Below are 16,676 nucleotides of genomic sequence, written 5' to 3'. Positions count from 1 at the left end.
GAAATTCCGTTATTGTGGAGGCTAAAGAATGTGAGCTTCTAAAGGAGTAGTGGGTGTGACCAATTCAACCCAACATATCGTCGTTGCTTCTACCGAACCCTACAGTGGGAAATCTGCTGTGCTACTTGGGTTGGTACAGAGCCTTAAGCAAAAAGGCATTTCTGTGGCCTACAGTAAGCCCATCGGTACAGTTTGGCATGACGAGCAGAATGGGCGTTTCACCCGCATCGAAGATGATCTCCGGTTCCTTGGGGAAGCCTTTGGTCTTAAGGAAACGGAGGTGCGATCGCCGGTACTTTTTCTGGATGAGGCAACGGTGGCCCAGCGACTCACGGGTCAAGACCAAACCGATTATCCCCAAAAATTAAAGGATGATCTAGGGGCGATCGCCAGTGACATTACCTTTATCGAAGCCCCCAAAAGTCTCTGGGAAGGGAGTTTATTTAACCTCTCTGCCGGGGAAATTGCAGCGACCCTAGGGGCCAAAATCCTCTTGGTCATCCCCTACCACCACAAGCTTTTAGTTGATAGTTTGTTGACAATTTATCGGTTTCTGGGCGATCGCCTCATGGGAGTGGTGATTAACAAAATTCCCCCCGAAGCCCTCGAAACCGCCGAAACCCAAATTAAGCCCTTCTTGGCCCAGCGGGGCATTGATGTCTATGGCCTCGTCCCCGCCGACCGCATCCTCCGGAGTGTAACGGTGCGGGAATTGGTGAAGCGCCTCAATGCGGAAGTTCTTTGTCGGGCTAATCGTCTGGATCTGATGGTCGAAAGTCTCACCATTGGCGCGATGAACGTTAACTCTGCCTTGAAATATTTCCGGCAACGGCAAAATATGGCGGTGGTCACTGGGGGCGATCGCACTGATCTGCAACTGGCAGCCCTAGAAACCTCAACCCAATGTCTGATCCTGACAGGCCATGTCGCCCCCCAAGAAATTATTCTCAACCGCGCCGAAGACCTAGAAATCCCAATTCTGTCGGTGGACTATGACACCCTGACCACCGTCGAAATCATCGACCAAGCCTTTAACCATGTGCGCCTCCAGGAACCGATTAAAGTAGAAGTGGCCCAGACCCTCTTCCAAAAGCATTTTGACTTCGAGCGTTTCTTGGCCCAGATGCCCTTTCCCGTTGCCTAGAACCTTTGCCAACGCTTATGCTTAGATCCTAGATACCAGCGACTTTTTGTAATTTCCTATCCTCAAGTTCCATGCAAGCTGTAGAGCGTCCTGTGCAAACGACCGATTCCCTTGTGGATACCACTATCCATCGCCGGAAAACCAGAGCTGTCAAAGTGGGCAATGTCACCATCGGCAGTGATTATCCCGTGGTTGTCCAGTCGATGATCAACGAAGATACCCTTGACGTGGAGGGCTCCGTCGCGGCAATCCGCCGACTTCATGAAATTGGCTGTGAAATCGTCCGGGTAACTGTTCCGAGTATGGCCCACGCCCGTTCCCTGGCCCAAATCAAAGCTAAGCTCGCCGAAACCTACCAGGCAGTGCCAATTGTGGCGGATGTCCACCATAACGGCATGAAAATTGCCCTAGAGGTGGCAAAACACGTGGATAAAGTGCGCATCAATCCCGGTCTTTATGTTTTTGAACAGGCCAGTGGCGATCGCACCGGTTATACCGAAGCAGAATTTGCGGCCATTGGTGAAAAGATTCGTGAAACCCTCGAACCCTTGGTGGTTTCTCTGCGGGATCAAGGCAAAGCCATGCGCATTGGCGTCAACCATGGTTCCCTTGCCGAGCGGATGCTCTTCACCTACGGGGATACTCCCGAAGGCATGGTCGAATCAGCCCTAGAATTTATTCGGATTTGTCAGTCCCTCGATTTCCATAACCTGATCATTTCCATGAAGGCATCCCGTGTCCCGGTGATGTTGGCCACCTATCGCCTCATGGCTAAACGGATGGATGAACTCGGCATGGACTATCCCCTCCACCTGGGTGTGACCGAAGCTGGAGATGGAGAATATGGCCGGATTAAATCTACCGCAGGCATTGGGACGCTCCTGGCTGAAGGCATTGGCGACACAATCCGTGTTTCCCTCACGGAAGCACCTGAAAAGGAAATCCCCGTCTGCTATAGCATCCTCCAAGCCCTAGGCCTACGGAAAACCATGGTGGAATACGTCGCCTGCCCTTCCTGTGGCCGGACGCTCTTTAACCTCGAAGAAGTGCTCCACAAGGTGCGCGAAGCGACAAATCACCTCACGGGTCTAGATATTGCCGTAATGGGTTGTATCGTGAATGGCCCCGGTGAAATGGCCGATGCGGATTATGGCTATGTGGGGAAAACGCCCGGTGTAATTTCCCTATACCGTGGTCGGGAAGAAATCCGCAAAGTCCCGGAAGCCCAAGGGGTTGAAGAACTGATTAACCTTATTAAAGCTGATGGTCGCTGGGTTGATCCGCCTCAATAGTTTTTGATAGAAATTTTCTCAATCATTTGTCACCCAGGCGATATCAATTCATCCCCTGGGTTTTTTCTCGTATCAAAGCAATGAACCGATTGATGCAGAGCCGAATCCTTGATATTCAGACTGTCAATCATAGGAACGTTCTACGGTTTGTTTTTGTTCCTGCTAATCTTCCGCGTCTTCGGGGTAACGGGCATCGTAAGCGGGGCGTTCTGCTTCACTGACGAGGTGCTTAAGGGCATCCAGGCGGGAATTCAGCAGCAGTTGGGCAACGGTGGCTGCATCCCCTTCTTTGATCTGCATGGTAGCGAGGGAATCAAAGAGCTTTTGGTAACACTGGTTAAGCTCGTGGTGCAGCTGAAAACGAATTTCGGAGGTATCACGCATGGGCCAAAGGTTGATCAAGTCTGAAAAGAGCATGTACTTTTTCATAACACGCTCCCTTTCACAAGTTAAAGCGCGGCAATATATATTGATTTTCTCAAGAGCAGCGCCTACCGTTTTAATCGAGTCGTTCGAGCATGGAACCGGGGCACCAATCGGTAAAGCCATCAACGGTAAACACGACGTAATCAACCCCGTAGGCGTCCCAATAATCCACTACTTTGCCCTGTTTTTGCTCTGGATCTGCCCGGCGTTGCACAAGGCAACCAAGGGGGAACTCCTGGGCGATCGCCTTATCTTTCAAATCCCTGAGCTTAAGAATGCGGCCTTGCTGATCTGCCGATAATTGTTTCCAGGCGATCGCCTTAAAGTCGGGGTAGGCTTGAGTGAGCAGTTCAATTTCTGCCCAAGTTTGGGCTTGGGTGAGACATTCCGACAACTGTTCGGGGGATTCAATTACAGGGACAGGGGTCATAGCAAGCTTCAAAATTTAACGGGATTGGAACGGATTTTGCACCATGGTTTTTGTGACTTGGGCTGCCGCTTGATCGAGGGCTTCTACTTCAGCGGCGCTTAGGTGCCAACCCAATGCCCCAGCATTTTCCTGGGCTTGGGTGAGATTTTTTGCCCCCGGAATCGGCATTGTCCCTTTACAAATACACCAGTTTAAAGCGACCTGGGCCATGGTTTTTTGGTGCAGCGCCATCAGCTCCTGTAAACAGCTCTGCAACGGGGCCATGTTCGGCAAAACTTGCTTGAAAACTCGCCGTCGTAAACCTTTGGGTAGCGGTTTATCTAAGCTGTATTTTCCCGTCAACAGACCAAGGGCCAGGGGACTATAGGCGATTAACTGAATCCCCAATTCGTCGCATACGGCTTTGACGTCATATTTCAGTACCGGATCCGTTGAAAGCAAAGAATACTGCACCTGCAATGTCCGAATCGGTACGCCCCAATCCTGAAACCAACGGTGCACTTCCCGGAGTCGCTTGCCACCATAGTTGGATAACCCTACGCCTTTCACCTGACCCGTTTCGTACAGTTTTGCCAAACCCCGCAATAATCGTTTTTCTTGCCAAGGGGCATAATTTGCCGTTGACCAATGCATTTGCACTAGATCAATTGGCCGCTGGAGGCGTTTTGCGGAGGCGGCCCCAGCCCGCTTCATGGAGCCAGCGGTGAGCCGCCAAGGATAAGGAGCCAGTTTAGTCGCCAGAATGATTTCCTGTTGGTGACGGCCAGTGTAGGCTTGGGAAAATTGCCCCAAAAGGCTTTCACTACGACCGCTTAAACGCCCGGTTCCATAGGAATCCCCCGTATCAAAGAGGGTAATGCCGCTGGTCACACAGAAATTAAACACCTGTTGTAGTTCTTGATCCATGCTGGGTTGGTACCCCCACAGCAGGCGATTGCCCCAGGCCCAGGTGCCACAGCCCATGGCGGGGAGAATAAGTTGCTCGCGCATAACATCAGTTTGAATGGAGTGAAATACTGAGAAAAAGTCAGGAAAAGCTGATTAGCGCCGACTGAAAATTTGCCAGCAAACCAGTAGGGTAACGCCAAAATAACCGGCGATCGCCACCCAATCTAACACCGCAGTCTCCATCGCCATAATCCTCCTAGAACGATTCATTCTCCCACCAAAGCAGGTTTGCGCCCTATAAAAATAACTTGAATCTCCCCAGACACAACCCACAAATCCCCATCTTTAGCCCTTTTACAGCCTTCGCCCTGGGTCATGGGGAACTTTTTAAGGATTGTGACAATGGCGTGATATGATTGCACGTGGTTTGTACTGTTTCCCTTGTACAAAGCAATATAGACAGTCAAATAAACTGATCAAAACCCTTGATCTTCTAAACCTGCTGAGCGTGAATTCATCTGAGTCTCAAAGCCAATCAGACATTCCCAACTCTTCTAACTCAACCTTAGAAAACAATGGGGATTCGGCAAGTAACACCCCAATGGACGAGTACTATCAGCTCAAACAGTCCATTTTTTTTGTGACTCTTGCCATCAGTGGGGCGATCGCCCTGTTGGTCTGGTACTTTTATTCTGCCCAAACAGCAGTGAGTTATCTCATTGGTGCTGGCGTTGGAATAATTTATTTGAGACAGTTGGCAAAAAGCGTAGAAAAAATCAGTAGCACTAATCCCAGAACCGGTTCCGGTCGCCTAGCCCTTTTTATCGGCTTGATCGTCATCGCAACCCAACTGGAGCAACTGGAAATTCTCCCCGCTTTTTTAGGGTTCATTACCTATAAACTTGCCATCATTGTTTATGTGCTGCCGAATAGTTTACTTACCGCAGACAAAACAAATTAGAATTCCGCCCTAGCCCTTGATTGTCGAGAGAAAGAACCGGGGAAAGATCATCAAATGGAAATGCTTAATAGTTTAACTACATTTAGTTTATTTCCCCTTGCTGAACTCGAAGTCGGCAAACATTTTTATTGGGAACTCGGTGGCTTAAAAGTTCACGGACAGGTACTAATGACCTCTTGGTTCGTTATTGCTGTACTCGTGCTTGCTTCGATCCTAGCAACCCGTAATGTTCAGCGTGTCCCTGGTGGTTTCCAAAACTTCATGGAATACGCCCTCGAATTTATTCGGGATCTGGCTAAAAACCAGCTAGGCGAAAAAGAATATCGTCCTTGGGTGCCCTTCATTGGAACATTGTTCCTCTTCATCTTCATTGCCAACTGGTCCGGTGCCCTTGTGCCTTGGAAAATCATTGGTTTACCCGAAGGTGAATTGGCCGCTCCCACTAACGACATTAACACCACCGTAGCCCTAGCTCTGTTGACTTCCTTGGCATACTTTTATGCTGGGTTCAAAAAGCGTGGAATTGGTTACCTGAAAAAATATTTGGAACCAACCCCTATCCTGCTTCCAATTAACATTCTGGAAGATTTCACCAAGCCCCTCTCCCTGAGCTTCCGTCTTTTCGGAAACATCCTCGCGGACGAACTGGTGGTTGGTGTACTGGTTTTCTTGGTTCCCCTGATTATTCCTTTACCCTTGATGGCACTTGGTTTATTCGCCAGTGCGATCCAAGCGTTGATTTTTGCGACCCTCGCCGCAGCCTACATTGCTGAAGCGATGGAAGGTCATCACTAAGGGAAGGTTTGACTTCAGGATTATTGATAAAAGCCCGAAGGCTAGCTAGAAATTTCAACTTGATTTGTGTTTCTGGTCACTTTTTCTGTTAATTTTTTTGACGGGGATCTGTTTTAGAGACCTGTTTATACCCACTTCAATAACATCGAAAGGAAAAAATTATGGATTCTTTAACTGCTGCTGCTTCTGTTATTGCTGCTGCTCTTGCTGTTGGTCTTGCGGCGATCGGCCCTGGTATTGGTCAAGGTAATGCTGCGGGTAGTGCAGCCGAAGGGATTGCCCGTCAACCCGAAGCGGAAGGCAAAATCCGCGGTACTCTCCTCCTCAGCTTGGCTTTTATGGAAGCTTTAACCATCTACGGTCTTGTTGTTGCCCTCGTTCTTTTGTTTGCAAACCCCTTTGCATAAAAAGACACTGGACTGGGTTTAGGTCATTCGAGGCTGATTTAAAGGCAGCTTACCTGGATGACCTAAGCCCCGTTTTTCCATGGGACAATGGGGTAACCCCCTAGATGTATAAACTCTATAAGACCCAAACACGGTGGGGTCAATTGATAAATGACACACTGGACAATTGTTTTAGCAACTGAAGCAGTCGAGAAAACCGCTGAGGGTGGTCTTTTTGATTTTGACGCAACGCTCCCCGTGATGGCCATTCAGTTTTTGGTCTTGGCGGCGTTGTTAAATAAGCTTTTTTATAAGCCTATTGGTCAAGCAATTGACGACCGTTCCGATTACATTCGCACCAACTTAGTGGACGCGAAAGAACGTCAGCAAAAGGCGGAGGACTTAGCCGCTCAATATGAGCAAGAACTCCGTGATGTGCGTCGTGAAGCCCAGGATGTAATTGCAAAAGCTCAGACTGAAGCTCAAAAGGTCGTAGCAGATGAAGTGAAGTCTGCCCAGGCTGAGGCTTTGGCGGAGCGGGAAAAAGCAGCTCTGGAAATCGAGGCACAACGGGAATCTGCGTTCAAATCCCTTGAACAACAAGTTGATTCTCTAAGCCAGGCGATCGCCTCTAAATTAGTTGGGGCAAAGCTTTAGGGTAGTGCGGTTTTCGCTGCCTAGATGGGAACTCTTGAAGATTTCAAGCTTTTATATCTTTAAGAAAAAGAGTTATCCATTTTTAGATGTATACACCATAAGCAAATAGCGCTGGGGTAGATCGATATCATGGGAATTATTTCCTACCTTGCCACCGCATCGGAGGGTGGTTTTCATTTAAACTTCGACATTTTAGAAACAAACATTATCAACCTTGCGATCATCATTGGGGTTCTGTACGTCTATGGGAGCAAGTTTATTGGCAATATTTTAGAGACGCGCAAAAGCAAAATTGTCGCCGATCTAGAAGACGCTGAAAACCGCGCGAAAAAAGCCCAAGAAGCACTGACAAAAGCCCAGAAAGATCTCGAACAGGCCCAGGCCCAGGCTGCCAAGATTCGGGAAGACGCTAAGGTTGCCGCAGAAAAAACCAAACAAGACATCTTGGCCAAAGGTCGCGATGAAGTTGAAAAACTCAAGGCCTCTGCGGTTAAAGAATTAAGCACAGAACAAGCGAAAGTAATCACCGAGCTGAAGCGACGGGTTGCAGAACTTGCTCTGGCAAAAGTGGAAGCTCAATTGCGGTCTGATTTGGATGAGTCTGCTCAAGCCAAGTTAGTTGATCGCAGCATTGCACAACTGGGAGGTGGCGCATGAAAGGCAACACGATGATTGCTCAGGTCGTTGAGCCCTATGCTGGTGCCCTGATGACCCTTGCGCAAGAGACCAATAAAGTCGAGGCATTTGCAGAAAATTGTTGGGCTTTACTGTCACTCTTCCAAGAGTCTGCGGAGTTCCGGTCTTTTGTGATGAATCCTTTGGTCAAAGCAGAGGATAAAAAAGGTGTTCTGCAAGGGGTTTGTGGCCAGGATGTAGATGCCTACTTCCTCAACTTTTTGTTTTTGCTTGTGGATCGTCGGCGTATTGTTTTCCTCGAAGGCATTTGCCAGGAATTCGTCGCCCTCCAGCGAAAACTGAACAATATTGTTCTCGCTGATGTCACGAGTGCGCAACCGTTGACCACTGACCAAGAAGCGGCGATCGCCGATCAAGTCAAACAAATGACCGGGGCCAATGCCGTCGAATTGAACATTAGCACCGATGCCGATTTGATTGGTGGTGTCGTGATCAAAGTCGGTTCCAAGGTCTTTGACGCTAGCTTGCGGGGCCAACTCCGGCGGATCAGCATGGATCTATTAGGCTCAAACTAAGCTGGTGCCAATTTTTTGGACCTGTTTTAACACCGGCCACTTAACTTTAAAAGTGTCTCAATAGACTGTCCCTAGAATTAACCTTATTTAACAGTACAGACATGATTAGTATCAGACCCGACGAAATTAGTAGCATTATTCGTCAACAAATTGAGTCCTACGACCAAAAAGTTCAAGTCGATAACGTCGGCACCGTACTTCAAGTCGGTGATGGGATTGCTCGGATCTATGGTCTTGAGCAGGCCATGGCCGGTGAATTGCTTGAGTTTGAAGATGGCACCGTAGGGATTGCCCTCAACCTTGAAGAAGACAACGTCGGTGCCGTATTGATGGGCGACGGTCGTGACATCCAAGAAGGCAGTAGTGTGAAGTCCACTGGCCGGATTGCAGAAATCCCCGTTGGCGACGCGACCGTTGGCCGTGTTGTTGATGCCCTTGCCCGTCCCATCGATGGGAAAGGCGACATTGACGCTACCGATACCCGCCTCATCGAATTCATGGCCCCTGGGATTATTGCCCGTCGCTCTGTCCATGAACCGATGCAGACTGGGATTACCGCAATTGACGCGATGATTCCCGTCGGTCGGGGTCAGCGGGAATTGATCATTGGTGACCGTCAAACTGGTAAAACTGCCGTTGCGGTTGACACAATCATCAACCAGAAGGGTGAAGATGTAATTTGTGTGTACGTGGCCGTTGGTCAAAAGGCGTCCACCGTTGCTCAAGTTGTTTCGACCCTCGAATCTAAAGGCGCGCTAGATTACACTGTCGTTGTTGCTGCGAATGCTAACGATCCGGCAACTCTCCAGTACCTTGCTCCCTACACTGGTGCGGCGATCGCCGAGCACTTCATGTACCAAGGTAAGGCGACCCTCGTTGTCTACGATGACCTTTCCAAGCAAGCCCAGGCCTACCGCCAAATGTCCTTGCTGCTCCGTCGTCCCCCCGGACGTGAAGCTTATCCCGGTGACGTTTTCTACTTGCACTCTCGTCTTTTAGAACGGGCAGCGAAACTCAGTGATGAACTCGGCGGCGGTAGTATGACCGCTCTACCGATCATTGAAACCCAAGCCGGTGACGTTTCTGCTTACATTCCCACCAACGTTATTTCCATTACCGACGGTCAGATCTTCTTGTCCTCTGACCTATTCAACGCAGGTTTCCGTCCGGCGATCAACGCGGGTATTTCCGTATCCCGGGTTGGTTCTGCGGCTCAAACCAAAGCAATGAAAAAAGTTGCCGGTAAGCTGAAGTTGGAATTGGCCCAGTTTGCAGAACTCGAAGCCTTTGCCCAGTTTGCTTCTGACTTGGATGCAGCAACCCAAAACCAGTTGGCCCGGGGTCAGCGCCTGCGTCAGATCCTCAAACAGCCCCAAAACTCTCCCCTCTCCGTTGCTGAGCAGGTGGCGATTGTTTACGCTGGCTTGAATGGCTATCTTGATGATGTTCCTGTAGATAAAGTGGTTGAGTTTGCTGCTGGCCTCCGTCAGTATCTCGCCACCAGCAAAGCCCGGTACGGTGAAATCATTGCCAACGATAAAGTGCTTTCTGAAGAAGCGGAGAACCTCCTCAAAGAGGCGATCGCCGAGCACAAGCAAAGTTTCGCCGCTGCGGCCTAAGCAGATGATCATGTCGCCTGTGGCCTATGGCTAGCATCACCAGGGGTTGCAGGCGACCCAGAATCGAACTAAGGGATATTACTCATGCCAAACCTAAAGGGGATTCGCGACCGGATTCAATCCGTCAAAAATACCAAGAAAATTACCGAAGCGATGCGTCTGGTGGCCGCGGCAAAAGTACGTCGTGCCCAAGAACAGGTGACTTCCACCCGTCCCTTTGCTAACACCCTCTTGCAGGTACTCTATAGCCTCAAGAGTCGTCTCCGCCTTGAAGAAGCAGATTTGCCCCTCCTCAAGCAACGGGAAGTAAAGTGTGTCGGTCTGTTGGTCATCACTGGCGATCGCGGCCTTTGTGGGGGCTACAACGCCAACATCATCCGCAAAGCCGAACAAAGAGCAAAAGAATTAGCAGCGGCTGGTATCAGCTACAAGTTTGTGCTGGTGGGCCGTAAAGCGGTGCAATATTTTCAGAATCGCCAAGCTCCCGTTGCTAAAACCTATGCTGGTTTAGAACAAATTCCTTCGGCAGCAGAAGCGTCGGACATTGCCGATGAACTGCTCTCTTTGTTCCTCTCGGAAGAAGTGGACAAAATTGAACTGATTTACACACGCTTTGTGTCTTTGATTAGTTCTCAGCCCGTTGTGCAAACGCTGTTGCCTTTGGTACCTGAAGCGCTCACCAACCCTGACGACGAAACTTTCAACCTGATTACCCGGGGTGGTAAGTTCCAGGTCGAACGGGAAAAGGTGGCAACCGAAGTTAAAGAACTGCCCGCAGATATGATCTTCGAGCAGGATCCGAAGGACATTTTGAATGCTTTGTTGCCGCTATATCTCAGCAACCAACTGCTGCGGGCGCTCCAGGAAGGGGCAGCCAGTGAGTTGGCGGCGCGGATGACGGCGATGAACAATGCCAGTGACAATGCTTCTGAGCTGATGAAAACCTTGACGTTGTCCTATAACAAGGCCCGTCAGGCAGCGATTACCCAGGAGCTGTTGGAAGTGGTCGCCGGTGCAAATGCACTCTAAGAGGCGAACAAGTCATTCCCATTACCGTCACTAACGCTAACGGTTACTTGAGGACGGCTTTAATAACATGAAAGGGTGGCATAACCATGTCACTCTTTTTTTATAGTGGCCTAGGGAGGCGATCGCCAAAGAGTTTTAAGGAGTTTTTAGAGGGGATCAATTTACTGACCAAAGGAGATTTTTTGGGGTGAATTTTAATTGAAATATTGAGCCGTCAAGAATCCGTCCCAGACCCATCACCTTGGCAAACGCCTCTGGAAACGTCAAAATAGAATATTGAAATGTCAATTGTGGGTTCCATTTGTGAGTCAAGTTCGCACCGTTTCCGATACGAAGCGTGATTTTTATACACATCATACTCGGCCAATTAATTCGATTTTTCGGCGCGTCGTCGAAGAACTTTTGGTTGAAATGCATTTACTGTCGGTGAACGCCGATTTTCGCTACGATCCTTTCTATGCGCTGGGCGTCGTCACTTCCTTTGAGCGCTTTATGCAAGGCTATCGCCCAGAGGCGGATAAAGTTTCTATTTTCCAAAGTATGTGCCAAGCGATTGGGGGCGACGCCAACCGTTACAAAGAAGATGCAATGGCCCTGGTTGAACTGGCAAAACGTTGTTCTGGGACGCAACTGATTGAGTGCTTCCGGCAAGATGTGCCCCCCGAAGGTGCCCAGGAATTATGGGAAAAAATTGAGGCGATCGCCAAAAATGATCACTTTAAATATAGTCGGTTGTTTGCCATTGGCGTCTATACTTTTTTGGGTGAATCAGAGCCGCAACTCCTCGAAGACACCGAGAAGCGCGACGAAATGCTGACTACAGTCACCGCAGGTCTGAATCTCCCTGAGGAGAAAATGAAAAAAGACTTAGATCTTTATCGCAGCAATCTCGAAAAAATGAATCAAGTCCTAGAGGTCTTAGAAGATGCCCTCGCCGTAGAACGGCAACGTCGGGAAAAGGCAGAAGCAGAGGCGAAGGCCAAAGCAGCAGAAGCCACCGTAGCGACTGAAACCAACGACGAACAAGACGAACAAAAAGAAACCAGCGAATCCGGCTCCGATGCTTAGGATTACTTGTGCAAAACCTTGATTCTTAAATGTTATTTACTAACACTTTGATCTTCAGGATTTTTGATTGCCTTTGTGGGGTAAAAACTGCAGATCAAGGTGTTCTTTAATGGGTAATTGTGGCGGTGAAATCGTTCCCTCTTCTACGGTGTCGATAATCGCCTGTTCTTGAATAAAAAATTCCCCAAAATTTTGTTGCTGGAGTTGCAACTCATGGAATTGTAATTGCCCGGCGATCGCCAATTCTGCCCCAGGCTCCGGCAGCGGAGTTTCCGTAATCACCCAAATGCGCCCGGTGCTGTCCTGCAATTCGTAAGCACCTTGATCGAGGAGAGGTACCCGCTGGGTTACAGTTCCCTGGACATAGACCTCAGCCCCCGGTGACACAGCCCCAAGACTGGCGATGGGCTGCCTGATTGTACCCAGGTTTTCCTGTTGAGATAAAACTGTCCAAGGAGTACAGCCGATTAAATTTACTGCGATGAAGCCGCTAAGACACCACCGACTAACTTTGAAGGCGATCGCCATAGACAACACAAGCTTATAAACGCATCACAAAATCAAAAAAGTATCTCCAGTGTACTCGATTCCCCAGAAGCTTCAAAAATCTTGGGGCCAGTGATCAATGTTTCCAAAGAAATGTCTAGAAAATTTAGCGATGTACTGACCCCGAAATATCAACAAGATTGTCTAAGTTTGTGGAATCGTATCGAGGCCCGCCTTAGCCAGAAACTCCCTTGCTAGGATCAAAAGCAGCATTTCTAGCCGACGGTTCCCCTATGGTTTCTCCCCAAAACCCAGTTCAGATCTACGACACCACCCTCCGCGATGGTTGTCAGCGAGAAGGGCTTGCCCTCTCCCTCGAAGATAAAGTCCGCATCGCCCAACACCTCGACCGCCTCGGCATTCCCTTTATTGAAGGGGGCTGGCCAGGGGCAAATCCCAAGGATGAACAATTTTTTCTACATCTCCGGGAATATCCACTCCAGCAAGCGAAAATTGTCGCCTTTTGTTCAACACGACGTCCCCATTCCGCCGTCGAAACGGACTCTTTACTCCAGGCATCCCTCCGGGCGCAAACCCACTGGATTACTCTTTTTGGCAAATCCTGGGATCTCCATGTCACCCTCGGTTTAGGCACTACTTTGACAGAAAATTGCGCGATGATCCGGGAGAGTCTCGCCTATCTAAAATCCCAAAATCGGCGGGTAATCTATGATGCCGAACATTGGTTTGATGGCTACCAACAAAACCCCGAATATGCCCTCAAAACCCTCGAAGCAGCGATCCAAGGGGGAGCCGAATATCTGGTTTTGTGCGATACCAACGGCGGCACATTGCCCCAAGAAATTATGACCAGTCTCCAGGATATTCAACGGGCATTTCCGGATCTCAAGATTCCCCTTGGCATCCACACCCACAACGATTCGGGGATGGCGGTGGCCAACGCAGTAATGGCCGTGCAAGCCGGGGCCACCATGGTCCAGGGCACCATCAATGGCTATGGCGAACGGTGTGGTAATGCTAATTTATGCACGTTAATTCCCACCTTGCAACTGAAGTTAAATCAGCCTTGTCTCGCACCGGAAAAACTACAACAGCTCACCGGGACGAGTCGCTTAATCAGCGAAATTGTCAATCTAGCTCCCGATGACCATGCGCCCTATGTGGGCCGTTCGGCTTTTGCCCATAAGGGAGGAATTCATGTCTCAGCAGTGCAAAAAAATGCCCTTACCTATGAACACATCGATCCGCAAACGGTGGGCAATGAGCGGCGTATTGTCGTGTCAGAACAGGCGGGATTAAGCAATATTTTGGCTAAAGCGAAAAGCTTCGGCATTGCCTTAGAGAAAACGGATCTGGCCAGTCGAACAATCTTGCAGAAATTAAAGGATTTGGAGCATGAAGGCTACCAATTTGAGGCGGCAGAGGCGAGTTTTCAGTTGTTAATCCGTTCAGCATTGGGGCATCGGCAGGAATTTTTTAAACTGCGGGGGTTCCATGTGAATTGTGATGTGGGAGAAACCCAAAGTACGGCGATCGCCACGATCAAGTTAGAAGTGAACGGGAAAAATTTGCTCGAAGCAGCAGAGGGCAATGGCCCCGTTTCGGCGTTGGATCAAGCGTTGCGGAAGGTGTTGACGAAATTTTACCCAGAGATTGCCGAGTTTCAATTGACGGATTATAAAGTACGAATTTTGGATGGGGCAGCGGGCACTGGTGCAAAAACCAGGGTTTTGGTGGAATCAAGTGATGGCCTGGAACGGTGGACGACGGTGGGCGTATCAGCCAATATTCTTGAGGCATCCTATCGGGCTGTGGTCGAGGGTATTGAGTATGGTCTGTTGCGGCGATCGCCTTATCCCTCTGTGCCTTTACCTGTGGCAACCCTGTGACTCTAAATCTGCGGGGACGGTGTAGATTTTTTGACCCATTTTCCGATGCGGGAGAGTTGACATTTAGAGGCGATCGCCACCCCTCCTTTTTTGATCTGAGCTAGTATGGTTTGCAAGTCAAAATACCTAAAAAATTTTGGGTATCAGTATTCCTCATTGCCGTCTCTTGTTCTAGTTGCCGGACTCACTCAACTCAGATTTTTAGTTTATTTTCTGGTTCTGGTGTTGATCTACTATGACCCAAACCTACCAAACCCAAAGGACTCTCTTTTTGGAAAATTAGTAACTTAAAAGTTGCTAAGGCTTCAGAATTCTTGGGGACTGGGTCGCATCCTCTCCACGCAATTTTCATGTTTGATAATCTTCTTCCCCCCCTCAACGAGCATAATCTGCCCTATCCCGACACAATTCACCCGATTGTGGTGCATTTTGTGATTGCGATGGTGTTATTTGCTTTTTTCTGTGATGTGCTTGGCTATTTCAGCCGCAATAGCAAACTCTATGAAGTGAGCTGGTGGAATATGTTCGTCGCCACGGTTTCGATTTTTATTGCCATTATCTTCGGACAAATCGAAGCAGGTTTGGCGATCGCCTACGATGCCGTTGAACCCGTGCTGAATCTCCACACGATCATTGGTTGGTCTTTGTCGGGGATTATCGCGGCCTTGACGGGCTGGCGCTACGTGATTCGCTCTAAAAACCCGGAAACCTTGCCGATGTCCTATCTGGGTATGGGAGCAATTTTGACGGGGATTGTCTTTTTCCAGGTATATCTCGGCGATAAATTGGTCTGGGTTTACGGACTCCACACCACAGAGATTGTCAAAGCAGCGAAAGAGGGACTTTTATAAGCGATGTATTCTGATCTGATCCATCAACTCGATTTGGGGGCAAACGGCTTACCCTACAGCATTCCCATTCACCCGAATCTGGTGCATCTGACCCTGGGGCTGTTCATCATTGGCATTGCTTTCGATATTGTCGGTGTATTTTTTACTTTTGAGCGTCCCATTTTTAAATACCTATCGATCCCGGCCACCCGTTCTAATTTCTTTGATGTGGGCTGGTACAACATGGTGGCGGCGTCAATCATTACCTTTTTTACGGTGGCGGCAGGTTTCTACGAAATGCTGTTGATGGATGCCCCGTCTGAGGTAAAAAGTGCCTGGAATTTTACTGCGATAGATACGATGATTTGGCACGGCATCGGCGGCGTGCTGTTACTGGCGTTAATCGTTGGCATGACGGTTTGGCGGGGCTTTCAGCGGTATGTCTGGCGCAGCGATCGCAGTCGGCAGGTGCAGTGGTGGTATCTGTTGGCGGGACTGGTGATTATGTTTGTGATGTATGTCCACGGCACATTAGGCGCTCAGTTAGCCGCAGAATTTGGCGCGCACAATACGGCGGGTCATCTGCTCCGGCTCGGTGAAGATCCCAATGTGCTGTTGCGGTAGGGGTGAGAAAACTTAGGCTATGAAATTAAAAACAATTATTTCACTTTCGGCGATCGCCCTGATTTTGGGGGGATTTAGCTATTGGGTCGGGCAATGGTCCTACAGTTGGCTACCGCCCCAGGCTTCCGTGGAATCCCAACTGGTGGATCGGCTCTTTAGCACCCTGGTGGCGATCGGCACATTTATCCTGTTTGGCGTTGCCGGCACGATGACCTATTCGATCCTCTTCCACCGGGCAGGACGCTACGACACCAGTGATGGCCCCCCCATCGAAGGCAACGTCACCCTAGAAATCGTTTGGACAACGATCCCCTTCTTGATCGTGATTTATTTAGCCTATTTCAGCTATCAAACCTACCGCGAGATGAATATTCAAGCTCCGGGACATATGCACCAAGAGGCTTTAGTGACCAATGTTTCTACAGGGAAAACCACCATGGAGATGCCCGTCACCAACGTGGAAGTAACCGCCAAGCAATGGGCCTGGATTTTCCATTACCCTGAAAAAAATGTCACCAGCACCGAACTCCATCTCCCGGTAAACCAACGCGCCCACTTCATTCTGCGATCGCCCGATGTGATCCATGGCTTTTTCATTCCCGCCTTCCGGGTGAAGCAGGACGTGATCCCCTTTGAAGACACCGATTTTGAATTTACACCGATCAAAACAGGGAAATACCGCATCCGTGATTCCCAATTTAGTGGCACTTATTTCGCAGCGATGCAAGCCGATGTGGTGGTGGAATCCCAGGAAGACTACCAAACCTGGTTAAACCAAGCTGCCCGCCAAACCCCGACCCCAGCGCCAAACCAAGCCGTCAGTGAATACGCCCGCCGTCAACAGAAAGAAGACCGCGCCGCCTGGAAAACTGTGCCCCCTGCGCCGCCGCCCGTGGTGAATTATCATCCCTGATTTTGTT

The 16,676-nt window shown here is 49.4% G+C and carries 19 protein-coding genes; 15 read left to right on the top strand and 4 right to left on the bottom strand.

Going from position 1 to position 16,676, the window contains the following annotated elements:
* Positions 1–55 precede the first annotated feature (55 nt).
* Both AWQ23_RS03875 and ispG read left to right on the top strand, forming a co-directional pair.
* The gene (locus AWQ23_RS03875; protein WP_012306373.1) at positions 56–1,144 is read left to right on the top strand and encodes a phosphotransacetylase family protein; all 1,089 of its coding nucleotides are present in this window, start codon (positions 56–58) and stop codon (positions 1,142–1,144) included.
* A gap of 71 nt (positions 1,145–1,215) precedes the next feature.
* Entirely contained in the window at positions 1,216–2,436 is a 1,221-nt protein-coding gene (ispG, locus tag AWQ23_RS03870) for a (E)-4-hydroxy-3-methylbut-2-enyl-diphosphate synthase (RefSeq protein ID WP_062432755.1), read from the top strand.
* Positions 2,437–2,598: 162 nt separating this feature from the next.
* On the opposite strand, the gene AWQ23_RS03865 is transcribed toward ispG, so the two are convergent.
* The 3 genes from AWQ23_RS03865 to AWQ23_RS03855 all read right to left on the bottom strand — a co-directional run bounded on the left by AWQ23_RS03865 (position 2,599) and on the right by AWQ23_RS03855 (position 4,282).
* The gene (locus AWQ23_RS03865) at positions 2,599–2,865 is read right to left on the bottom strand and encodes a hypothetical protein (protein WP_232308955.1); all 267 of its coding nucleotides are present in this window, start codon (positions 2,863–2,865) and stop codon (positions 2,599–2,601) included.
* Between the two features lie 70 nt (positions 2,866–2,935).
* Positions 2,936–3,292: a hypothetical protein gene (locus tag AWQ23_RS03860; RefSeq protein ID WP_041443370.1), complete on the bottom strand. Its 357-nt coding sequence runs from the start codon at positions 3,290–3,292 to the stop codon at positions 2,936–2,938.
* Positions 3,293–3,307: 15 nt separating this feature from the next.
* A complete protein-coding gene (locus AWQ23_RS03855) occupies positions 3,308–4,282 on the bottom strand; it encodes an aldo/keto reductase (RefSeq protein ID WP_012306370.1) in 975 nt (324 codons plus the stop codon).
* Positions 4,283–4,781: 499 nt separating this feature from the next.
* Here AWQ23_RS03855 and AWQ23_RS03850 point away from each other — a divergent pair, with 499 nt between their 5' ends.
* The 9 genes from AWQ23_RS03850 to psb29 all read left to right on the top strand — a co-directional run bounded on the left by AWQ23_RS03850 (position 4,782) and on the right by psb29 (position 11,906).
* The gene (locus AWQ23_RS03850; protein ID WP_030005970.1) at positions 4,782–5,141 is read left to right on the top strand and encodes an ATP synthase subunit I; all 360 of its coding nucleotides are present in this window, start codon (positions 4,782–4,784) and stop codon (positions 5,139–5,141) included.
* 60 nt (positions 5,142–5,201) lie between these two features.
* Positions 5,202–5,936: a F0F1 ATP synthase subunit A gene (atpB, locus tag AWQ23_RS03845; RefSeq protein ID WP_012306368.1), complete on the top strand. Its 735-nt coding sequence runs from the start codon at positions 5,202–5,204 to the stop codon at positions 5,934–5,936.
* Positions 5,937–6,097: 161 nt separating this feature from the next.
* Positions 6,098–6,343: an ATP synthase F0 subunit C gene (gene atpE / locus AWQ23_RS03840; protein WP_012306367.1), complete on the top strand. Its 246-nt coding sequence runs from the start codon at positions 6,098–6,100 to the stop codon at positions 6,341–6,343.
* Positions 6,344–6,493: 150 nt separating this feature from the next.
* A complete protein-coding gene (locus tag AWQ23_RS03835) occupies positions 6,494–6,979 on the top strand; it encodes a F0F1 ATP synthase subunit B' (protein ID WP_062432751.1) in 486 nt (161 codons plus the stop codon).
* A 129-nt stretch (positions 6,980–7,108) separates the two neighbouring features.
* Entirely contained in the window at positions 7,109–7,636 is a 528-nt protein-coding gene (locus AWQ23_RS03830) for a F0F1 ATP synthase subunit B (RefSeq protein ID WP_012306365.1), read from the top strand.
* Entirely contained in the window at positions 7,633–8,190 is a 558-nt protein-coding gene (gene atpH / locus AWQ23_RS03825; RefSeq protein ID WP_062432749.1) for an ATP synthase F1 subunit delta, read from the top strand. The genes AWQ23_RS03830 and atpH overlap by 4 nt, the downstream gene beginning before the upstream one ends.
* A gap of 101 nt (positions 8,191–8,291) precedes the next feature.
* A complete protein-coding gene (atpA, locus tag AWQ23_RS03820) occupies positions 8,292–9,809 on the top strand; it encodes a F0F1 ATP synthase subunit alpha (RefSeq protein WP_030005968.1) in 1,518 nt (505 codons plus the stop codon).
* An 84-nt stretch (positions 9,810–9,893) separates the two neighbouring features.
* Complete coding sequence (locus tag AWQ23_RS03815) at positions 9,894–10,838, top strand: F0F1 ATP synthase subunit gamma (protein ID WP_030005967.1); 945 nt, start codon at positions 9,894–9,896, stop codon at positions 10,836–10,838.
* A 303-nt stretch (positions 10,839–11,141) separates the two neighbouring features.
* Complete coding sequence (psb29, locus tag AWQ23_RS03810) at positions 11,142–11,906, top strand: photosystem II biogenesis protein Psp29 (RefSeq protein WP_062436490.1); 765 nt, start codon at positions 11,142–11,144, stop codon at positions 11,904–11,906.
* Positions 11,907–11,960: 54 nt separating this feature from the next.
* On the opposite strand, the gene AWQ23_RS03805 is transcribed toward psb29, so the two are convergent.
* Positions 11,961–12,434, bottom strand: a complete 474-nt coding sequence (locus AWQ23_RS03805; protein ID WP_062432746.1) for a hypothetical protein — start codon at positions 12,432–12,434, stop codon at positions 11,961–11,963.
* 251 nt (positions 12,435–12,685) lie between these two features.
* On the opposite strand from AWQ23_RS03805, the gene cimA reads away from it, so the two are divergent.
* The 4 genes from cimA to AWQ23_RS03785 all read left to right on the top strand — a co-directional run bounded on the left by cimA (position 12,686) and on the right by AWQ23_RS03785 (position 16,669).
* A complete protein-coding gene (cimA, locus tag AWQ23_RS03800; protein ID WP_062432743.1) occupies positions 12,686–14,302 on the top strand; it encodes a citramalate synthase in 1,617 nt (538 codons plus the stop codon).
* A 350-nt stretch (positions 14,303–14,652) separates the two neighbouring features.
* A complete protein-coding gene (locus AWQ23_RS03795) occupies positions 14,653–15,153 on the top strand; it encodes a DUF2231 domain-containing protein (protein WP_062432740.1) in 501 nt (166 codons plus the stop codon).
* Between the two features lie 3 nt (positions 15,154–15,156).
* Positions 15,157–15,756 (top strand): DUF2231 domain-containing protein, encoded by a 600-nt coding sequence (locus AWQ23_RS03790; protein ID WP_062432737.1) that lies wholly within the window; start codon positions 15,157–15,159, stop codon positions 15,754–15,756.
* A gap of 19 nt (positions 15,757–15,775) precedes the next feature.
* Positions 15,776–16,669 carry a cytochrome c oxidase subunit II gene (locus AWQ23_RS03785; RefSeq protein ID WP_062432735.1) on the top strand — a complete coding sequence of 298 codons (894 nt, stop codon included), beginning with the start codon at positions 15,776–15,778 and terminating at the stop codon, positions 16,667–16,669.
* The last annotated feature ends 7 nt before the right edge of the window (positions 16,670–16,676 follow it).

This window comes from Picosynechococcus sp. PCC 73109 (assembly GCF_001521855.1).
Taxonomy (GTDB): Bacteria; Cyanobacteriota; Cyanobacteriia; order Cyanobacteriales; family MRBY01; genus MRBY01.
Note: the sequence above shows the minus strand (reverse complement) of the source record. Positions and strands in the feature narration are given on the sequence as shown.